Annotated in this window: 13 protein-coding genes and 1 other RNA gene; 7 read left to right on the forward strand and 7 right to left on the reverse strand. The window is 67.7% G+C overall.

Going from position 1 to position 18221, the window contains the following annotated elements; translation table 11 throughout:
- The first annotated feature begins 87 nt into the window (after positions 1–87).
- The 4 genes from V9K91_RS13050 (at position 88) to V9K91_RS13065 (ending at position 5860) form a co-directional block, all read left to right on the forward strand.
- Positions 88–3258 (forward strand): multidrug efflux RND transporter permease subunit, encoded by a 3171-nt coding sequence (locus V9K91_RS13050; protein ID WP_336443352.1) that lies wholly within the window; start codon positions 88–90, stop codon positions 3256–3258.
- 25 nt (positions 3259–3283) lie between these two features.
- Positions 3284–4021: an SDR family oxidoreductase gene (locus tag V9K91_RS13055; protein WP_068851108.1), complete on the forward strand. Its 738-nt coding sequence runs from the start codon at positions 3284–3286 to the stop codon at positions 4019–4021.
- A complete protein-coding gene (locus tag V9K91_RS13060) occupies positions 4015–5445 on the forward strand; it encodes an efflux transporter outer membrane subunit (protein ID WP_068851111.1) in 1431 nt (476 codons plus the stop codon). The genes V9K91_RS13055 and V9K91_RS13060 overlap by 7 nt, the downstream gene beginning before the upstream one ends.
- Positions 5446–5674: 229 nt before the next feature.
- Positions 5675–5860 (forward strand): hypothetical protein, encoded by a 186-nt coding sequence (locus tag V9K91_RS13065; RefSeq protein WP_306298147.1) that lies wholly within the window; start codon positions 5675–5677, stop codon positions 5858–5860.
- A gap of 73 nt (positions 5861–5933) precedes the next feature.
- Here V9K91_RS13065 and V9K91_RS13070 read toward each other — a convergent pair whose 3' ends face one another.
- The 4 genes from V9K91_RS13070 to V9K91_RS13085 form a co-directional block, all read right to left on the reverse strand.
- Positions 5934–6800 carry an endonuclease/exonuclease/phosphatase family protein gene (locus tag V9K91_RS13070; RefSeq protein ID WP_336443353.1) on the reverse strand — a complete coding sequence of 289 codons (867 nt, stop codon included), beginning with the start codon at positions 6798–6800 and terminating at the stop codon, positions 5934–5936.
- Positions 6801–6895: 95 nt separating this feature from the next.
- The gene (locus V9K91_RS13075; protein WP_336443354.1) at positions 6896–7564 is read right to left on the reverse strand and encodes a hypothetical protein; all 669 of its coding nucleotides are present in this window, start codon (positions 7562–7564) and stop codon (positions 6896–6898) included.
- Positions 7565–7637: 73 nt separating this feature from the next.
- The gene (locus V9K91_RS13080) at positions 7638–12236 is read right to left on the reverse strand and encodes a deaminase domain-containing protein (protein WP_336443355.1); all 4599 of its coding nucleotides are present in this window, start codon (positions 12234–12236) and stop codon (positions 7638–7640) included.
- A 71-nt stretch (positions 12237–12307) separates the two neighbouring features.
- On the reverse strand, positions 12308–15211 hold the full coding sequence (locus V9K91_RS13085) for a hypothetical protein (RefSeq protein WP_336443356.1): 2904 nt from the start codon (positions 15209–15211) through the stop codon (positions 12308–12310).
- A gap of 407 nt (positions 15212–15618) precedes the next feature.
- On the opposite strand from V9K91_RS13085, the gene V9K91_RS13090 reads away from it, so the two are divergent.
- Positions 15619–15930 carry a hypothetical protein gene (locus V9K91_RS13090; protein WP_095364192.1) on the forward strand — a complete coding sequence of 104 codons (312 nt, stop codon included), beginning with the start codon at positions 15619–15621 and terminating at the stop codon, positions 15928–15930.
- 67 nt (positions 15931–15997) lie between these two features.
- On the opposite strand, the gene ssrA is transcribed toward V9K91_RS13090, so the two are convergent.
- The 3 genes from ssrA to smpB all read right to left on the reverse strand — a co-directional run bounded on the left by ssrA (position 15998) and on the right by smpB (position 17431).
- Positions 15998–16390: a transfer-messenger RNA gene (gene ssrA / locus V9K91_RS13095) on the reverse strand.
- A gap of 111 nt (positions 16391–16501) precedes the next feature.
- Positions 16502–16858 carry a hypothetical protein gene (locus V9K91_RS13100; protein WP_210132311.1) on the reverse strand — a complete coding sequence of 119 codons (357 nt, stop codon included), beginning with the start codon at positions 16856–16858 and terminating at the stop codon, positions 16502–16504.
- Between the two features lie 69 nt (positions 16859–16927).
- Positions 16928–17431, reverse strand: a complete 504-nt coding sequence (gene smpB / locus V9K91_RS13105) for an SsrA-binding protein SmpB (RefSeq protein ID WP_068851133.1) — start codon at positions 17429–17431, stop codon at positions 16928–16930.
- Positions 17432–17487: 56 nt separating this feature from the next.
- Between smpB and V9K91_RS13110 the strand changes: the two genes are divergently transcribed.
- Complete coding sequence (locus tag V9K91_RS13110; protein WP_336443357.1) at positions 17488–17916, forward strand: type II toxin-antitoxin system RatA family toxin; 429 nt, start codon at positions 17488–17490, stop codon at positions 17914–17916.
- Between the two features lie 3 nt (positions 17917–17919).
- Positions 17920–18177: an RnfH family protein gene (locus tag V9K91_RS13115; protein ID WP_336443358.1), complete on the forward strand. Its 258-nt coding sequence runs from the start codon at positions 17920–17922 to the stop codon at positions 18175–18177.
- Positions 18178–18221: the final 44 nt, after the last annotated feature.

Below are 18221 nucleotides of genomic sequence, written 5' to 3' on the forward strand. Positions count from 1 at the left end.
GCCCCGTGGGGCACTGCTCCCGCTGTCGTCTTCGACAGCGGCAGGGGTGCTGCACGTCGGCGTTGGTGAAAACCCAGGAATCCCCTAATGGACTTTTCCCGTTTCTTCATCGACAGGCCGATTTTCGCGGCGGTGCTGTCGATCGTGATCTTCGCCGCCGGCCTGATCTCCATACCCATGCTGCCGATCGGCGAGTACCCCGAAGTGGTGCCGCCGTCGGTGGTGGTGCGCACCGTGTACCCGGGGGCGAACCCGAAGGTGATCGCCGAAACCGTGGCCACCCCGCTGGAAGAGGCGATCAACGGCGTTGAGGGCATGATGTACCTCAAGTCGGTGGCCGGTTCGGACGGCGTGCTGCAGATGACCGTCACCTTCCGCCCGGGCACCGACCCGGACGATGCGGCGGTGAAGGTGCAGAACCGCGTGGCCCAGGCCCAGGCACGCCTGCCGGAAGATGTGCGGCGGCAGGGTGTGACCACTCAGAAGCAGTCGCCCACCTTCCTGATGGTGGTGCACCTGACCTCGCCGAAGGGCAAGTACGACACCCTGTACCTGCGCAACTACGCCCGCCTGCACGTCAAGGACGCGCTGGCGCGCATCCAGGGCGTGGGCGACGCGCAGATCTTCGGTGGCGGCGACTACGCCATGCGTGCCTGGCTGGACCCGGACAAGGTGGCTGCGCGCGGCCTGACCGCCAGCGACGTGGTGCGCGCCATGCGCGAGCAGAACGTGCAGGTCTCGGCCGGCCAGCTCGGCGCCGAGCCGATGCCCAACAGCCAGTTCCTGACCCTGATCAATGCCCAGGGCCGCCTGCGCAGCGAGCAGGAGTTCGGTGACATCGTGCTCAAGGCCGGTACCGACGGCGAAGTGGTGCGGTTGTCCGACGTCGCCCGGGTGGAACTGGGTGCCGGCGATTACACCCTGCGTTCGCAGCTGGATGGCAAGAACGCGGTGGGCATCGGTATCTTCCAGGCCCCGGGTGCCAACGCGCTGGAAATCCGCGATGCGGTGATCGGCACGATGGACGAGATGCAGAAGACCTTCCCGGACGACGTCAAGTACGAAGCGGTGTACGACACCACCATCTTCGTGCGCGACTCGATCAAGGCGGTGGTCTCCACGCTGCTGGAAGCCATCGCGCTGGTGGTGCTGGTGGTGATCCTGTTCCTGCAGACCTGGCGCGCCTCGATCATTCCGCTGATCGCCGTGCCGGTGTCCATCGTGGGTACGTTTGCCGCGCTGTACGTGCTGGGCTTCTCGATCAACACGCTGAGCCTGTTCGGGCTGGTGCTGGCGATCGGCATCGTGGTCGATGACGCGATCGTGGTGGTGGAAAACGTCGAACGCAACATCGAAGAGGGCCTGACCCCGCTTGCCGCTGCGCACCAGGCCATGAAGGAAGTGTCCGGGCCGATCGTCGCGATCGCGCTGGTGCTGTGCGCGGTGTTCGTGCCGATGGCGTTCCTGTCCGGTGTGACCGGCCAGTTCTACAAGCAGTTCGCGGTCACCATCGCCATCTCCACGGTGATCTCGGCGATCAACTCGCTGACCCTGTCGCCGGCCCTGGCCGCGCGCCTGCTCAAGCCGCATGACGCGCCCAAGGATGCGCCGACCCGCATCATCGACCGCCTTTTCGGCTGGGTATTCCGTCCGTTCAACCGCTTCTTCAAGTCCAGCTCGGAAAAGTACGAGCGCGGCGTGTCGAAGATCCTCGGTCGTCGTGGCGCGGTGTTCGTGGTGTATGCGGTGCTGCTGGTCGCCACCGGTTTCATCTTCAAGGTGGTGCCGCCGGGCTTCATCCCGACCCAGGACAAGCTGTACCTGATCGCCGGTGTGAAACTGCCGGAAGGTTCGTCCATTGCCCGTACCGATGAAATGCTGCGCAAGGTGGCCAAGATCGCCCAGGAAACCGAAGGCGTGGCGCACACCATTTCGTTCCCGGGCCTGAACGCGCTGCAGTTCACCAACACGCCCAACACCGGCGTGGCGTTCATTCCGCTCAAGCCGTTCAACGAGCGCCATGGTCGGACCGCTGCCGAGATCAACGCCGAGATCAACCAGAAGATCGCCGGGCTGCAGGAAGGCTTCGCCTTCGCGATGATGCCGCCGCCGATCCTGGGCCTGGGCAACGGCAACGGCTACCAGATGTTCATCGAAGACCGCGGCAACCTGGGCTACGGTGCGTTGCAGACGGCGGTGAGCCAGATGCAGGGTGCGGTGGCGCAGACCCCGGGCATGGCCTTCCCGATCACCAGCTACCAGGCCAACGTGCCGCAGCTGGATGCCGAAGTGGACCGGGTCAAGGCCAAGGCGCAGGGCGTGCAGCTCACCGAGCTGTTCGACACCCTGCAGACCTACCTGGGTTCGTCCTACGTCAACGACTTCAACGAGTTCGGTCGTACCTGGCAGGTGATCGCCCAGGCCGACGGCCAGTTCCGCAACAGCGTGGAAGACATCGGCAAGCTGCGTACCCGCAACGACCGTGGCGAGATGGTGCCGATCGGTTCGATGGTGACCGTCAAGGAAACTTACGGCCCCGACCCGGTGCTGCGCTTCAACGGCTACCCGGCCGCGGACCTGGCCGGCGAAGCCGACCCGCGCCTGCTGTCGTCGGCCGAAGCGATGAACAACCTGACCGAAATCGCCGCCAAGGTGCTGCCGGTGGGCATGACCACCGAATGGACCGACCTGAGCTACCAGCAGGCCACCCAGGGCAAGGCCGCCTTCATCGTGTTCCCGGTGGCGATCCTGCTGGCGTTCCTGGTGCTGGCCGCCCTGTACGAGAGCTGGTCGCTGCCGCTGGCGGTGATCCTGATCGTGCCGATGACGCTGCTGTCGGCCCTGTTCGGCGTATGGTTGACCGGCGGTGACAACAACGTGTTCGTGCAGGTGGGCCTGGTGGTGCTGATGGGCCTGGCGTGCAAGAACGCGATCCTGATCGTCGAATTCGCCCGCGAGCTGGAAATGGGCGGCAAGGGGATCGTGGAAGCCGCGCTGGAAGCGTGCCGCCTGCGTCTGCGTCCGATCGTGATGACCTCCATCGCGTTCATCGCCGGCACCATCCCGCTGGTGGTGTCGCACGGCGCCGGTGCGGAGGTGCGCTCGGTGACCGGTATCACCGTGTTCGCCGGCATGCTCGGTGTGACCCTGTTCGGCCTGTTCCTGACCCCGGTGTTCTACGTGGCGCTGCGCAAGTTCGTCAGCCGCAATGGCGGCGGCAAGCTGGTCACCCATGGCGAATCCACCCTGCATCACTGATCCCGACCCCTACGAGGAATCACCCATGAATACCGCTACTTCCAAGATCGCCCTGGTCACCGGTGCCACCCGTGGCATCGGCCTGGAAACCGTCCGCCAGCTGGCCCAGGCCGGCGTGCACACGCTGCTGGCCGGCCGCAAGCGCGACACCGCCGTGGCAGAAGCGCTGAAGCTGCAGGCCGAAGGCCTGCCGGTGGAGGCGATCCAGCTGGACGTCGGTGATGCCGCCAGCATCGCCGCCGCCGTACAGGAGGTCACCGACCGCCATGGCCGGCTGGACATCCTGGTCAACAACGCCGGCATCCTGCTCGACGACCCCGCGCTGGCGCCGTCGGCGCAGACCCTGGACACCTGGCGGCAGACCTTCGACACCAACGTGTTCGCTGTGATTGCGGTCACCCAGGCGTTCCTGCCGCTGATCAAGGCATCGCCGGCCGGGCGTATCGTCAACGTGTCCAGCATCCTGGGCTCGCTGACCCTGCACAGCCAGCCGGGTTCGCCGATCTACGGTTTCGCGGTGCCGGCCTACAACGCGTCCAAGAGCGCGGTGAACGCCTGGACCGTGCAGCTGGCCTATGAGTTGCGCGAGGGCACCACCAAGGTCAACACCGTGCACCCGGGCTACGTGAAAACCGACATGAACCGGGGCGAAGGCGAGATCGAGATCGCCGATGGCGCGCGCTCCAGCGTGGGCATGGCGCTTATCGGCGCCGACGGCCCCAACGGCAGCTTCACCTACCTGGGCGAGGTGCTGCCATGGTGATCCGTGTGTTGACCGCCGCCGTTGCCAGCGCGCTGCTGGCCGGCTGCGTCAGCGTCGGCCCCAACTACCAGGCACCACCGGCGCAGCCGGTGGTCCTGCAGGGCGCCGCCGCGCCGGTGTTCAGCACCACCTCGCCGGTGGCCAGCTGGTGGGCGCAGTTCGATGACCCGGTGCTGGAACAACTGGTGCACGACGCACTGGGCGACAACCTGGACCTGCGCATTGCGATGGCGCGCGTGCGTGAAGCCCGTGCGGTGTTCGTCGAGCAGCGCCTGGACCAGCTGCCGCACGTGACCAGCGGCGGCAGCTACGACCGCCGCAAGCAGCCGGACCTGACCGCCGGTGGCGAGCGTGTCTTCAGCGAAACCTACCAGCTTGGTTTTGACGCCGGCTGGGAGCTGGATCTGTTCGGTCGCCAGCGCCGTGCCGCCGAAGCGGCGCGTGCGGACCTGGGCGCCGAGCAGGACAACCTGGCCGACGCCCAGGTCACGGTGGCCGCCGAAGTGGCGCGCAACTACTTCGAACTGCGCGGCACCCAGAAGCGCATCGAAGTAGCGAAGCGCACGCTGGTGAACCTGCGCGACACCCAGAAGCTCACCGAAACCCGGTGGGACCTGGGGGCGGGCAGCGAACTGGACGTGCAGAGCAGCCGGGCGCGGTTGAAGGCGATCGAGGCCGACATTCCGCTGCTGGAAGTGGCCGAAGTGCAGTCGCGGCATCGCTTGGCGGTGCTGCTGGGGCAGCGCCCGGACGCGTTGGACACGCTGCTGGAACCGCGTGATGCCGCACCGTATGCCAAGGCATTGCCGCTCGGCGATACCACCGACCTGCTGCGCCAGCGTGCCGACGTGCGCGTCGCCGAGCGTCGCCTGGCCGCCGCCACGGCGCGGGTGGGCGTGGCCACCGCCGATCTGTTCCCGCGGATCAGCCTGAGCGGGTTTGTCGGCTTCCTGTCCGGCGATGCCAGCGGGCTGGTCAACGGCAACAACAAGGCGTGGTCGGTGACCCCGTCGATCAGCTGGGCCGCGTTCGACTTCGGTACCGTGAAGGCGCGGCTGCGAGCCAGCAAGGCCCAGGCTGACGGCGCGGCGGCCGAGTATGAGAAGGCGGTGCTGTTGGCGCTGGAAGACACCGAAAACGCGTTGACCCGTTATGCCAAGCAGCAGGCTCGCCTGGCCATCGTCGCCGAGCAGGCGCAGGCCGCGCGGCGTGCCGAACAGCTGGCGCAGATCCGCTACCGCGAAGGGTCGGAAGATTTCCTGACCCTGCTGGATGCACAGCGCACCCAGCTGGCGGCTGATGACGCGTTGGCGGCCGCCGAGTCGACGGTGAACGTCAGCGTGGTCGGTGTGTACAAGGCGCTGGGCGGTTGGGGCCAGCAGCAGGATGCAACCCCGCCGGCGGTGGCCGGCACGATGCGGTGAAGGAACGCGGGGGGCGGCAACAGTCGCCCCCTGCACCTTTTGTAATGGTTCGCCGCAATGGCGTACCGGAGAACCCCGCGCTGACGGCTTTGCCTCTGCCGGGTAGGAGCGACCCGGTGCTAAAAACAGTCCCTGCCCGGGGATATGTGTAATGCAACGGAATTGCTGGAAGCCGCCACGTGCGGGAAAGGAAGAACAGGCATCGGCGTCCTCTGGACTGTCCCCAGGCGTGATTGTGTTGCTGGTTGTCGCCGCCCTCACCGTGAGCCTTGGCTTCGCGCGCTTGCCCGACAGCCTGCTCGGCATCGGCGTAGTGGGCGTCGGCGTATTCCTGGCCATCAGCGCCCGGATCTGCCAGGCCCGCGAACAGCATCAGGCCCTGTGCAAAGCACTCGAGGGCCTGCGCCGGGGGTAGCTTCGCATCCCGATCGACTGCCGTTGGGTTTCCGGGAACCGCCTGTGCTCCGTTGAGCGTCACGCGTTGCCGGTCAAGGCGTGGACGCGGCCGGGAACACCAGTTCTGCCAGGACCGGGTAGTGGTCCGACGGCACCACGCCGCCCGGTTTCTGGTCCAGCGTGGCGAATCGGTTCACACCAAAGCCGCGGACCAGGATCCAGTCGATCTCGGCGGTGGGCGTATCGCTGAAGTTCTGGAAGGTCAGGCGCGGGCCTTCGACCTTGCGTGCCAGCTTGCGTGCATCGCCCAGCGAGGCGGTGAACGCGGCATACGTGGTGCTGCCCGGTTCGCTGTTGAAGTCGCCGGTGACCACCACCGGAATGTCCTTCGGCAGCGCGGCCAGGCGCTGGGTGATCAGCTTGGCGCCCAGTACGCGGCGCGGCTCGTCTTCATCGCGGTAGGGCAGGTGGGTGTTGTACAGGTAGAAGCGCTTGCCGTCGGCGGCACGTTCGAACAGCGCCCAGGTCACCATGCGCGGCATCAGGTTGCCCCAGGTGATGCTGCCGGCCACCTCCGGTGTATCGGACAGCCAGAAATTGCCCGATTCGACCACCTTCAATGCGGCGCTGTCGTAGAACACGCCCATGTGCTCCTCATTGTCGCCGGGCCCACGCGGCTCGCCGAACCACCGGTAGCCGGGCAGCTGCTGCACCAGGTAGTCGGCCTGGTTGGTCTTGAGCTCCTGGGTGCCGAACACCACCGGGTGCTGCTCGCGCAGCAGCGCCACCATCGCATCGCGACGGTCCTCCCAGCGCTTGTTCGGCTCGGTGTCCACCGGGGTGCGGACATTGAATGACATCACCCGCAGCGGCTCGGGCGCCTTGGCCAGGGCGGAGCCGAGCGGCAACGCCAGCGCGATCAGGGCCAGCAGGGCCGGACGACGAAAAGCAGACAGCATGGGAATCCCTCCATTCCGTGAAATCGTTTGCAGAGGGTGCCATGGAATGACCGGGCCCGACTATGCGGACGTTGGCGGCAGCGGCGGGCAGCGGCTCAGCTGCCCAGCAGCACGATCCCGACCGTCATGTTGATCGCCGTCCCCAGCGCGAACACCCACAGCGCCGACAGTACCGAGTTCAGCCAGGAGCGCTGCAGGGCGACCTTCAGCCAGCCGGCCTGGACCACCAGGTACCAGCCGGCCGAGATCACGCCGGTGGCGATCCCGAGCGTGGTGGAGAGCTCGCCAGGCAGGCGCACGAACACCATGCTGGTGGACAGTGCCACCGCGAACGGCGCGGTCAGGTAGCACTGCATGAAGAACGGGCGGCGCAGCGATTCGCGGGTCATCGGCACGCGCTTGCGGCGCAGGAGGTGCACGGTGGCGATCAGCGGCCAGATCGCGAAGGTGATGGAGCGGTACAGCAGCAGGCTTTCCTCGTTGCCCATCACCGTGCGCGACAGCTCGCTGGTGCCGGCCACGGTCTGGTGCATCAGCAGCTCCACCCCGTGCGCGACCAGCACCGCCAGCATCAGGAACATCGGCGGGCTGATCGCATCGTCGAACTGGCGCTCCAGCTTCTGGGTCAGTTCGGTGTTCACGTACTGGGCCATCCGCCGCGGGTGGACGATCACCCGGTACAGCGTGCGCGGGAAAAACAGGAACCAGGTGCAGAGCTCGTACAGGAACTCTTCGAGCGAACGCAGCAGCTTGAGGAAATCCATGCAGGCCTCGGGCGCGGGGCAGGGTGCGACGCCGCAGGACGCGGCGCCGCCGATACCAGCATGGCCCAAGGCGCTATCTCATGCCAGCGTCCTGCCGCCACTGGTCGAAATAGGTGACCAACCCTGCGTCGGGCTCCAGCCGCTCCGCAGCGGCCGGCGGTGGTTCGGGCACGCGCGCGGGGGCTCCGTAGTCCACCATGTAGCGCACCGAGAAGGGTTCGGCGTCCGGGAACCGGTTGCGGAGCTGTTGCATCACTACCCCGCCGCATGAGCGGCAGGTGTCCTGCAGCGTCCACAGCTTGAACGAGATCGCGCGCGGGTGGTCCTTCATGGCGCTGGCGATCAGCGCCTCGGAATCCAGCTTGCGGCTGAACGGACGCCCTTCGAGATCGTCGAGGTTGCGCACCACCGGCAGGCTGGTGATCGTCTTCAAGGGTGCTACGCCCTGCATCGCCTGGCGGGCATCGACGAAGCGGGTGCCGTCACCGAGCGATGCGTCTTGCCGCAATTGAACGTTGCGGCCCCGCTTCCCACCGGAGAGCGCGTACTCGATGGTCCGCTTGCCGTCATCGTCGATGATCTCGGCAAACGCCAGGTTGGCGCCCTTCAGGTGTGCCTGGATCAACCGGCCGGTATCCGGCAGGGCCAGCGCGGCCGCGTCCACCGGCTGCCAGGTGCCCTTGCCACCGGTCGCCGGCAGCAGCGCATTGAGGACGTCGGCAACCTGGCCGCGTTCTTCTTCCGTGGCGCTGCCCATCGCCTTCCAGTCAGGGATGCGGCGACGCGCGATCTGGACGAAGCCGAGCTGTTCGCGCTCGCCGGTCAGCACACTGTCAGCGTAGCGCTTGAGCACATCCGGGCGCCCGCGCGCGGCGAAGTAGTCGACGTACGCGTCGTAGGTGGGGAACTGTGCCAGCTGGTCCTCGCTCAGGCCGGGGCGGACGAAGCTGTACGCCAGGCGCGCGATGTTTTCCCGGTCCTGTTCCAGGTACGGGCGCAGCAGGTTCATCCGGTAGCCTTCTGAGGTGCGCAGGTAGGCATGGATGGCTGCCGCGTCGCGCTCGTTCTGCAGGCGGGTGAACTGCACTTCGGCGCCGGCCTCGAGGGTATCCGGCAGCGCGGCCTGGTAGAACACCCCATCATCGGGCTCGATGCACAACCCGCGCAGGAAGGGTGTTTCCACCCGGATCGCGCGCAGGCGGCGCGCATCCGCGATACCGGGAACCAGTGCGCCGAGGTCGACCACCGGCAGCGCCTGCCGCAGGCGCGTCAGATCTGCCGCATGCACCGACGCACCCAGGCCGAAGTCCGGCGCATCCACCAGCGTGCCGCGCAGCGTGTCGGGATAGCTCACGCTGGCGGGCAGGCCGAGCGCATCGCGCAGCGCCGCCGGCAGCGGGGGCAACGTCGGCGGTGCGCCCTTCGCCGACGGGGTCCACGCGCAGATGTCGCCCTTGTGCACCATCAGGCGCAGCGTTTCACCGGTGTCGGGGGAGACGTGGCCAAGGTCCAGGGTGAACTCGCGGGTGGCAGCGGCAAGGGCGTCCATGCGCTCCGGTGGAAGGGTGCCGACGTCCAGGTCGCTGGCCGCATCCGGGACGAAGCGCAGTCGCGACTGCCGCGCACACGGCAGCATCTCCAGCGAACGCCGCGGGCGGCAGCTGGCCGGCAGCGGCTGCCAGTGACCGGGCCCGGTGGGCCGCGCGTTGGCAGGCAGGGCTTCCAGTGCGTCGCCATCGGTGTTGAGGCGGTAGCGTTGGCCTTGCAGCAGCACGTCCCACTCGTCATCCCCGTGTGCGAGGAACTGCACGGGCGTATCGCCCACCGATACCTGCAGGCCCTGTTCCGTGCGGCGTGCCGGAATCGTGGACGGCAGCTCGTCTTCGAAGGTGAATTCCTCCAGTGGCGGCCCATAGGCGTGACCTGTGATCAGGTCGAAGCGGTGCCAGGACGTGCGCTGCGCGACAACCAGCGCCACGCTGCCGTCGGCCAGCCGGGCCTCGGCCAGCGATGGCGTTCGGGTCTTCAGGGCCTGCACCGCGCCTGCCGGCGCAGCGCCCTGCGAAACAGCGCGCTCCACGGCCAGCGCTGATCCGTCCAGCGCGGTGCCGCTGCGCAGCGCCCGGCGCAGCCAACCTGCGCCCTCCAGCGCACTGTTCCAGGCGTGGCTGCCTGCCCACAGCGCGCCCTTGCCAACTGTTTCGATCGTGCCCAGGCCGCCCTTGCGCGCGACGTCCTTGCCCAGCGTCACCAGCGCGCTGCCGGCCTCGGCGGCAATCGACTGGATGGTGCGCTCGCCGGCCGCTTCCGCGATGCGCACGGTGCAGGCGACGAACCTGCCCACCTCCAGCACGGGTGCGTCCATCGCACACTTGGCTAGCGTGCCCATTGACAGGTCACCGGCCTGCAGCTGCTCGGCGCAGCCGTACCCTGGCACGGCGAATTCGGCCAGCTCGTTCAGTACATGCAGCTCGCGCTTCCGCCGTTGTTCCAGCCCGGTCAGGTGGGCCAGCTCCTCGCTGCGGACGCGGTCCAGCACCGGCTGCCACAGATGCGTGGCGGCCAGTTTGGCGATGCCGGCCAGCTTCTGCGCATCGCTGCCGCGGATGGCCACGCCGGAGGACACCAGCGACAGACCCGGCAGCGGGTTGAGGCCGTTGCCATCGCGGGTGCGCCGCACCGCGCCGCTGATCAGTCCTTCAAAATCGATCAGCTGCCCGAGCACCGGGTCCGCCCATGCCCGGCGTGCCATGCCGGCCTGCGGCACGATTTCGTAATACACCGGTGCGTCATCGCTACCGGCCGGATCGCAGCGCAACAGCAGGCCCTGGTCGGCCTGGCGGCCATCGCAGCTGACCCGCAGCGTGCTGCACGTCGCCTCCTGCAGCAGCTGGCGGTCCTCCGCCGGCAGGCCTTCCAGTGCCGTGGTGATCAGGCCGGCCAGGCCGGACTCCACGCGCCGCTGGTAGGTATCGAATTCGGCAGCGTAGCGGTCTGCGGTGGTGGGTCCGGAGGTGGACAGATAGGCATCCGCCACCAGCAGTGCCTGCAGTGAATCATCGTTGGTGACCAGGATCCGCTGCTGCGGATCGTCGGGCGGATCACCGCCCGCAGCCGAGGGTTTGCCCAACGCGTAGAGATGCGATTCGAATGCCACCAGGTGCGACGGCACGATGCCATGCTGCGCCAGGTAGTCCTCGCCGATATCCGCCGGGCGCTGCGACCACAGCGCTGGCGGCACGCCGGCTTCGCGCAGCGTTTGTGCCGCAACGTCCATGCGTCGCGGTGCGGGGCTTCCCAGCTGCTCCACATGCAACGCGTGCTGGCCCTGCTGCGCCTGCAGGAAGTCGAGTGCGTCGCTGATCTGCTGCCCGCTTACCGCATCTAGCCGGGTGGCGGAGGGAATGGCGCCATGCGCGCTCGCATAGGCCACCGCCGCCGGCACCAGCGTGCGTGCCCACGCCACATGCAGTGCATCGTGCTCGCCTGCGGCATCCGCGGGCTTCGCCAGCTGCGCGGGCAGGGCGGTGACCGTGTCGAAGTCGAGTCGACCGCAGGCACCGGGCTGCATGGCATTCACGAACGTCGCGGCATGCAGCAGCGACACGCTCAGGGGCGAGCTTGCATAGCCCAGCCACTCCGGAATGCCGCTGACCAGCAGCGCGAGCTGCTCCAGCTCGCTGGCCAGCAGCCAGTACACGATCTCCAGTGCCGCCGGCGATGCGCCCGGGTTGGTCTGCAGCACCGCATCGCGCAGTTCCCGGGCGAGCTCGGTAAAGCGCGCATCGACCACGCTGGGCGAGGCGAATCGATCACGCAGGACGTCGATCCGATCAAGGCCCACATAGCGTTCCAGCATCAACCTTGCCAGCATCGACTGCGCGCCGCGCGGCGACGCTGTCTCTCCCACGCTGCCGCCGTACCAGCCGGCCTCGGCCAGCAGCGGCCGGCAGAACTCGGCGAACTGGCGGGTACGGCTCATCAGCGCCCACGCGTCCACGGCCGCCAATGGCGCCGCATCGCTGTCGCGCTCACTGCGTGGGTGCAGCAGCGAAAGCCCAAAACGGTCGAGCAGGGTATCCAGTTCGGGCAGGCGGGCCGGGTCGAGGCCGGACTTGGCCGGTGCGCGCGTTGGCGTTTCGCGCAGTGCGTACTCCGGCAGCGCCCGCTCGATGGCATCGACGGGTGCGGGAAGATCGTGGCGCGTCGCCAGCAGCGGGAACTGCAGGTGTGCGTCCGGCCCGCTTGCTCCACGCGCACCGGGCGGCAGCAGCACGGTACTGAAGGCGATGGCCTCGTCGGTGGTCAATGCCGGGTAACGTGCACGCAGCGCGATCGCCAACGACAATACCGGTGCGCCGTCGTCGGCAGCCGTGCGCTCGCCCCATCCGCCCAGTTCCGCAGGCAGTGCGAGCTGGGCCTGTGCCGAGGCCGACAGCAGCGCGGTACAGGTGGCGGCCGTCAGCGGAGCGGCATGGTCCAGTCGCGACGGCGCGGTGCCGCCCGGCAGCGGGCGCAGCAGATGGCGCCAGACCGTGCGGCGCGCGTCGTCGCTGCCGCACCAGTCATCGAGCGCAGCGGGTCCTTCCATGATCCGCGTCCACAATTCCGGCACGCCCTGCGCCTGGCGCGTCTGCACGCGCGAGGCGCTGGCGCGGTTCACCACGTTCACCAGGCCGCGCCGGTTGTCGTAGCCGTCCGGGGCGCGCCATAACGCGGCCAGCGCACTGGCCGGTTGCAGCGTCAGCCATTCGGCGGGTGACAGGTGCCAGGTCGAACCGCGCTCGAATGCAGTTCGCCAGCCGCCCAGCGTTTCACCACCGGCAACGCCGCCAGGGTGCGGAAGAAGCCGTGTGCAAGCTCCGGCGTGACCGCTTCCCTGGCAATGCCCAGCGTCGAGGCGATCAGCTCGCGGCTTTCATCGCCGCGCATGAGCCGCAGCAGGGCGCGCTCCTGCTCCGCTGCCGTGGCCGGGTAGCGCTCGCTGACCAGTAGATGGCGGATCACCGCACCAGGCAGCGGCCGGCCGATGCTGATCGGCGGCAGCAGCCGGCGCAGCGGCATTGGGTTGCCGCCCAGATCCATGCGTTCGAGCAGGTCCAGTGCCGGCGACGAACGGGTGTCGCCCACCCACGCAAAGAACGCCGCGCAGGTGCTGTACGCCACCGGGTACCAGGGATCGGCACGATCCATCGGCATGTCCAGTCCGGCATACAGCTGCACCACCGGTGCGATGAGCTCCCGGGTCAGCACGCGCAGATCGCTGCGGCGCGGATCGATGACCGACTGCAGCGCCGGTTCCAGGTCGTCGTAGCGCGCCAACGACGCGGCAATGTGATGGAACAGCGCGCCCAGTTCGGTCGCCCAGTGCGTGCCCGCCATCGCCGCGCGGCGTTCCAGATGATCACGCCAGTCGGCAACCGCGGGGGCACTGCCGCGCCACTCCCAGCCTTCGCCGAACCGCAACGGATCGACCATGCCGCGCAGGCTGACCAACAGGTCGGCCAGCAGCGCGTCGGCGGCATCCAGCACCTCGAAGCCGGCGGCATCCAGCAACGCGGGCTCTGCCTCGACCAGCCAGCGCCGGGTCTGTGCCGGGTCCCCAGGATGCGGGACCGGCATGCCGTACGCTTGGCGCATGCGACGATGGTGGGCGTCCAGCTTAGGCGCGGTCATCGGCAGCGCCAGGCGTCCGGCGACGGTATCGGTCTGCCAGGCCAGCGCATCGAAATACGCGTGCGCTGCAGCCAGCGGGACATCCTCCTGCGCCTGCAGATGGCCGACGGCAGCGCTGCCGATGCGGGCCAGCCGATGCAGCGCGGCAGCATCAGCGTCCTCGTGCGGGCCGTGGGTCAGCACGTCCAGCATGCGGGTAAAGGCATAGGCGCGGGCGGCAGCACTGTCGCCGCCTGCAAGCGTGCGCTTGGCGCCTTCGGGCAGCAGCGCGAAATCCTGCAGCGCGGCATACCATGCGCGCGCGGGAGCGGTATCGAAGAAGGCTGCCAACGCCGCCGGCGTCGGCGTGCGCTGCTGCAGGTCGAGCCCGGCAGCAGCGAACGCATCGGTCACGGCGGCATGCAGCCCGGCCGGCGTGCGCGGGACCTGCCAGTCCAGCGCCCTCCACCAGTCCCGCGGCGGAATGCGGTCCATCAGCGGGACCAGTACCGCCAATGGCAGCGCACCTTGCATCGGCACCATGGCTTGGGCGGCTGCGCTGCCGAGCAGCGACGGCGTGCCAGTCGGGACGAACGCCGGCACGCCCATGTCGGTGAGTGCACCGGACAGTGCCAGTGGCAGCACAGCGGGATGATGCACAGCGCGCGCCTCTGCAGTGGGTACCATCGCCTGCATTGGCGTCCGCTGTGAAGTTGCAGCAGGTTGTGCTTGGCGTGCCAGCAGCGCACCCATCGCCGCCGCCTGCGCGCGCAACAGGCCTGGCACGGTGCGCCGTTCTTCCCAGCACTGGCCCGGTTGCGCGAGCGCGGTGCCGGGGCGCTGCCGACCGAGCAGCGCATCGCTGTTCGATGCAGGCGTGGCGGCGCCAGCTGCCGGTGTACAGGCGACGGTCTGCAACGGAAGCATCCAGGCGCCATCGAGGTCCAGCGTCCGCGCGGCATCGACAACCGCATCCGCTGCCCGTGCGGTGTGACCCAGCAGGCGCGCACCCACCGCACCGGCATACGCCACGCCGAAGCCGGTGCCCAGCATCTGCGGCAACTGCAACGGCACGCTCAACAGGCTGACCAACGCGCGGGCGACGCCGTCATAGCGGCCCAGCGGCATTACCTGTGCCTGGCAGTCGAGGCTGGATTGATGGGATACCGCCAGCAGCTCCAGGGCCAGCGCGTGGGGTGTGACACCTGCGGACGATGCGTGGCCTTCATCGGTTGCACCCCCATGAAGCGCCGCCAGGCGCGCGTAAATCGCCTTGATCGAGGACGCATCCAGCGTGTCGAACACCTGGGGCAGGCCGGCGCGCGGCTCGACCAGACCGGCATCGCGCTGCTGGCGCACATGCCGTAGTGCCCGCTGCAGCGTTCGCGGCGATGCTTCCGGTGCCACCGCTTGAAGCTGGGCAAGGGCCCAGGCCCAGCGGAGGTTGTCATTCTTTCCGCCGAGACGGTCCTTCTGAACATCCAGCGCCACCGCGCGCGCGTCTGCCTTCCCGTCCTGCTGGCGACGTTCAAGCAGCAGTGCCTGCCACTGTACGGGTGTGACGTGCATCGGGCGGTATAGCGCATCGCGCAGTCGCTGCAGAAACGGGTCTGCAGCGGCGGTGGCCGCCGTCAGCCGCTGCCGTTCGGTGATGCATTCAACCTCCCAGTGGGCAGCTGACAGTCGAAGCGCATGCAGCAGCACGCATCGCCATGCCAGTGTTTCTTCTTTCGCGCACACTGGCAGCACGCAGCGCCCTGCAAGCCAGTCGGCGATGCCATCCCCAAGTGGCGTGCCCGGTAACCCCCCCTCGATCAGCGCCTGCAACAGCGTGGTGTCGATCGGTGCCGCAGCCAGGCGGTCGGCGAGCGCGCGCAGCTGCGTGTGGGGTACTCCACGCAGCGGCAGCGTGATCACTGATCCCATCACCGTGCGGTTGTGCACCTGGCCCGGGCTGGGCATGCGCGTTGGCGGCGACGGGATGGCGGGCACGCATGCCACCGCAGCTGAAAGAGTGGAGAGGACGGGGGAGGGAGACATCGTGGGCACAGGCAGGGCGTCGCGGCAGGCGCAGGGGGCGCGGAAGGGCGCCGATCCTACGCACGGGCTCTGCTGCTGCAATCGACTACATCAATCGAACCTGACCAAAGCATTCAAGCGCTGCTTCGAAGTCGTTGCAGGGCGCGGGATCCCGGCAGGCCATCATCACCCGTGCGCCATCGGGCCGCGGTGTCGGGATCGGAATTGTTGTAGTGACGTGCCAACCTGGGCAGACGCGGCGGACATCGCATTCAACTGCCCCGGTCGCCGGGCAGGTTCGCTGTTCCCGAACAGCAATACCCGGGTGCAGGAACAGGGGTACTCTGGGCAGTCCTCATTGCCAACCCCGGGCCCGCCGCATGGATTACCAGCTGATCATCAAGTTCTGGAGAAAGTCGCTGGACGACGAAGCGTTCCTGGCCACGCTCGAGGCCGAACTGGGCACCGCCCTAGGCAGCGCGGCCAAGCTGGACGGTTATGACGTCAGCGCCAAGGAGATCAACCTCTTCATGTTCACGGCCGACCCGCGCCCGGCCTTCCGTCGCGCCAAGGATGTGCTGGAACGGCTGGGCGTGCTGCACAGCGTGTCGGCCGCCTACCGGCTGGAGGGCGGTGCGCAGTTCACCTCGCTGTGGCCGACCCGCATGGCGCGGAAGTTCACGCTGCCCTGAAGGCAATAAAAAAGCCGAGAGTCCCAAAGGATCTCTCGGCTTTCCAGGGTCTTCTCAGACCCCGCATTGGTGGAGGTGGGCGGAATTGAACCGCCGTCCGAAGGCACTCCATCCCCAGTTCTACATGCTTAGCTCACCGTTTGGTGTCGTCCTGTGGCAGTACGGTGTGCGAAACGCACCCCAGGATCAGCCTGCTTTAGGTTAGGTCGCGACTGACAGGCAGCCATCACGACCGATTCCATGATAATGACCCTACACCGACGAGCATGGACACAAGTGGGTTCGGGGCTCCGCCTAAGTCGGCAGAAGGTAACTCAAACAGCTTTTAGGCTGCGAGAGCGACCGGAGCGTAGTTGTCGTCGTTGGCAACTAGAAGTTTGCTGCTGGATTAACGAGGAAAGCTGCCCCCTCGGCATGCACCAAGTGACTTCACAACCCCCGTCGAAACCAATGCACCCCCGGTTTCTTCAAGAACTGCAAGGCGTCTGGCGACCCAGACGTTACTTGATGGGACTGATCCTACTCCGATTCAGCTGAACAGTCACCTGAAAACGTCACGGCCCTGTCGGATCTACCGGCCTTCGCGCTGGCGCTTGCTGTCGGCCTGGTGCTTGGCCCGGACCTTGCGGTCGTGGTTCTGCGCGTTGCGCTGGGTCATGGCCTGCTTGCGGGCTTCGGGTTCGGCCCGGGCCATCAGGGCTTCGATCCGGGCGACCAGGCGGCGGTGCTCGAGCGAGTCGTAGCTTTGGGCCTCCGAGGCCACGCGCTTGGCGTTGCGCAGGGTGTAGGTCAGCACCTTGAGCAGGGCGGCCGGGTCCATGGCGCGGGCCAGTTCGCCGAAGATGGTCTCGTAGGCGGCGACGTCGGCCTGCAGCGTGGCGATGGAGTCCGCGCTCGGGGCGGTCTCCTGGGGGATTTCCTGGGTCACGCGGTGCTCCGGACAGTTGGGGCGGGTAGGGCAGCCGGGCAGGGCCCGGCTCTACGGATGGGGTGAATCTCAGGCGTCGCGGTTGTGGCGGCGCATGGTGCGCTGCTTTTCGCGGGCCCAGTCGCGGTCCTTTTCGGCGTCGCGCTTGTCGTGGGTCTGCTTGCCCTTGGCCAGCGCCACTTCCAGCTTGATCTTGTTCTTGCTCCAGTACATCGCCGTGGGGACGATGGTGTAGCCGTCACGTTCGACCTTGCCGACCAGCTTGTCGATCTCGCTGCGGTGGAGCAGCAGCTTGCGCTCGCGGCGGTCGTTGGCCACCACGTGGGTGGAGGCCTGGATCAACGGGGTGATCTGGGCGCCGATCAGGAAGATCTCGCCGCTTTTGACGTAGGCGTAGGCGTCGATGATGTTGCCGCGCCCGGCGCGGATCGATTTCACTTCCCAGCCCTGCAGGGCCAGGCCGGCCTCGAAACGGTCCTCGAGGGTGTATTCGTGGCGGGCACGCTTGTTGAGCGCGATGGTTTTGTTGGCCGTCGCGTTCTTTGCTTTATCCTTGCCGCTGTTCTTGCTCATTTACCTATTGTCTCCGATTCGGGCCCCCGCGGTCGATTCGCCAGCCAAGCCTTCGCATGCCAACCATCAAACGTAGTGCCCTGGTCGAACATTCGGCTGCCCGCATGTTCGACCTGGTCAATGATATCGAGGCCTACCCGCACCGCTTCCGGTGGTGCTCGGCGTCGCAGATCCTGGAATCCGGTCCGGACCGGCTGGTGGCGCGGCTGGACCTGGGGTTGGGGTCGTTTTCCACCTGGTTCATGACCGAAAACACCCTCCAGCGTCCGCACCACATCGACATGCAGCTGCGCGATGGCCCGTTCAAGTGCCTGCACGGCCGCTGGGAATTCCATGCGCTGGCCGAAGATGCCTGCAAGGTCACCCTCACGCTCGAGTTCGAACCCAACTCACGCCTGTTGGGGCCGGCGCTGGCACTGGGCTTCCAGGGCCTGGCCGACCGCATGGTCAATGACTTCGTCCGCGTCGCCGACGAGCAGGACTGAGCCGTGATCCGGGTGGAAGTGGTGTTGGCCTGGCCCGACCGGGCCGAGTCGCGCCCGTTGGAACTGGCTGAAGGCGCCACCGTAGCCGACGCCGTTGCCGCCGCCGCCATCGAGGGCAGCGCGGCCTGCCCGGCCGTGGCCGTGCATGGGCTGCTGGCCAAGGCCAGCCAGGTGCTCAACGACGGGGACCGCGTGGAATTGCTGCGGCCCCTGCTGGCCGATCCGAAGGACAACCGGCGCAAGCGGGCCCGCGCGCGCTGATGCCGCGTCGCCACCCGCCCGGTCAGTGAAGTGCCGGGCGGTGC

Source organism: Stenotrophomonas sp. CCNWLW57 (genome assembly GCF_037203925.1).
Taxonomy (GTDB): domain Bacteria; phylum Pseudomonadota; class Gammaproteobacteria; order Xanthomonadales; family Xanthomonadaceae; genus Stenotrophomonas; species Stenotrophomonas rhizophila_A.

Coding starts and splice junctions, on each gene's coding strand:
- V9K91_RS13050 (WP_336443352.1), top strand. CDS start 88: ATGGACTTTTCCCGTTTCTTCATCGACAGGCCGATTTTCGCGGCGGTG.
- V9K91_RS13055 (WP_068851108.1), top strand. CDS start 3,284: ATGAATACCGCTACTTCCAAGATCGCCCTGGTCACCGGTGCCACCCGT.
- V9K91_RS13060 (WP_068851111.1), top strand. CDS start 4,015: ATGGTGATCCGTGTGTTGACCGCCGCCGTTGCCAGCGCGCTGCTGGCC.
- V9K91_RS13070 (WP_336443353.1), bottom strand. CDS start 6,800: ATGCTGTCTGCTTTTCGTCGTCCGGCCCTGCTGGCCCTGATCGCGCTG.
- V9K91_RS13075 (WP_336443354.1), bottom strand. CDS start 7,564: ATGGATTTCCTCAAGCTGCTGCGTTCGCTCGAAGAGTTCCTGTACGAG.
- V9K91_RS13090 (WP_095364192.1), top strand. CDS start 15,619: ATGGATTACCAGCTGATCATCAAGTTCTGGAGAAAGTCGCTGGACGAC.
- smpB (WP_068851133.1), bottom strand. CDS start 17,431: ATGAGCAAGAACAGCGGCAAGGATAAAGCAAAGAACGCGACGGCCAAC.
- V9K91_RS13110 (WP_336443357.1), top strand. CDS start 17,488: ATGCCAACCATCAAACGTAGTGCCCTGGTCGAACATTCGGCTGCCCGC.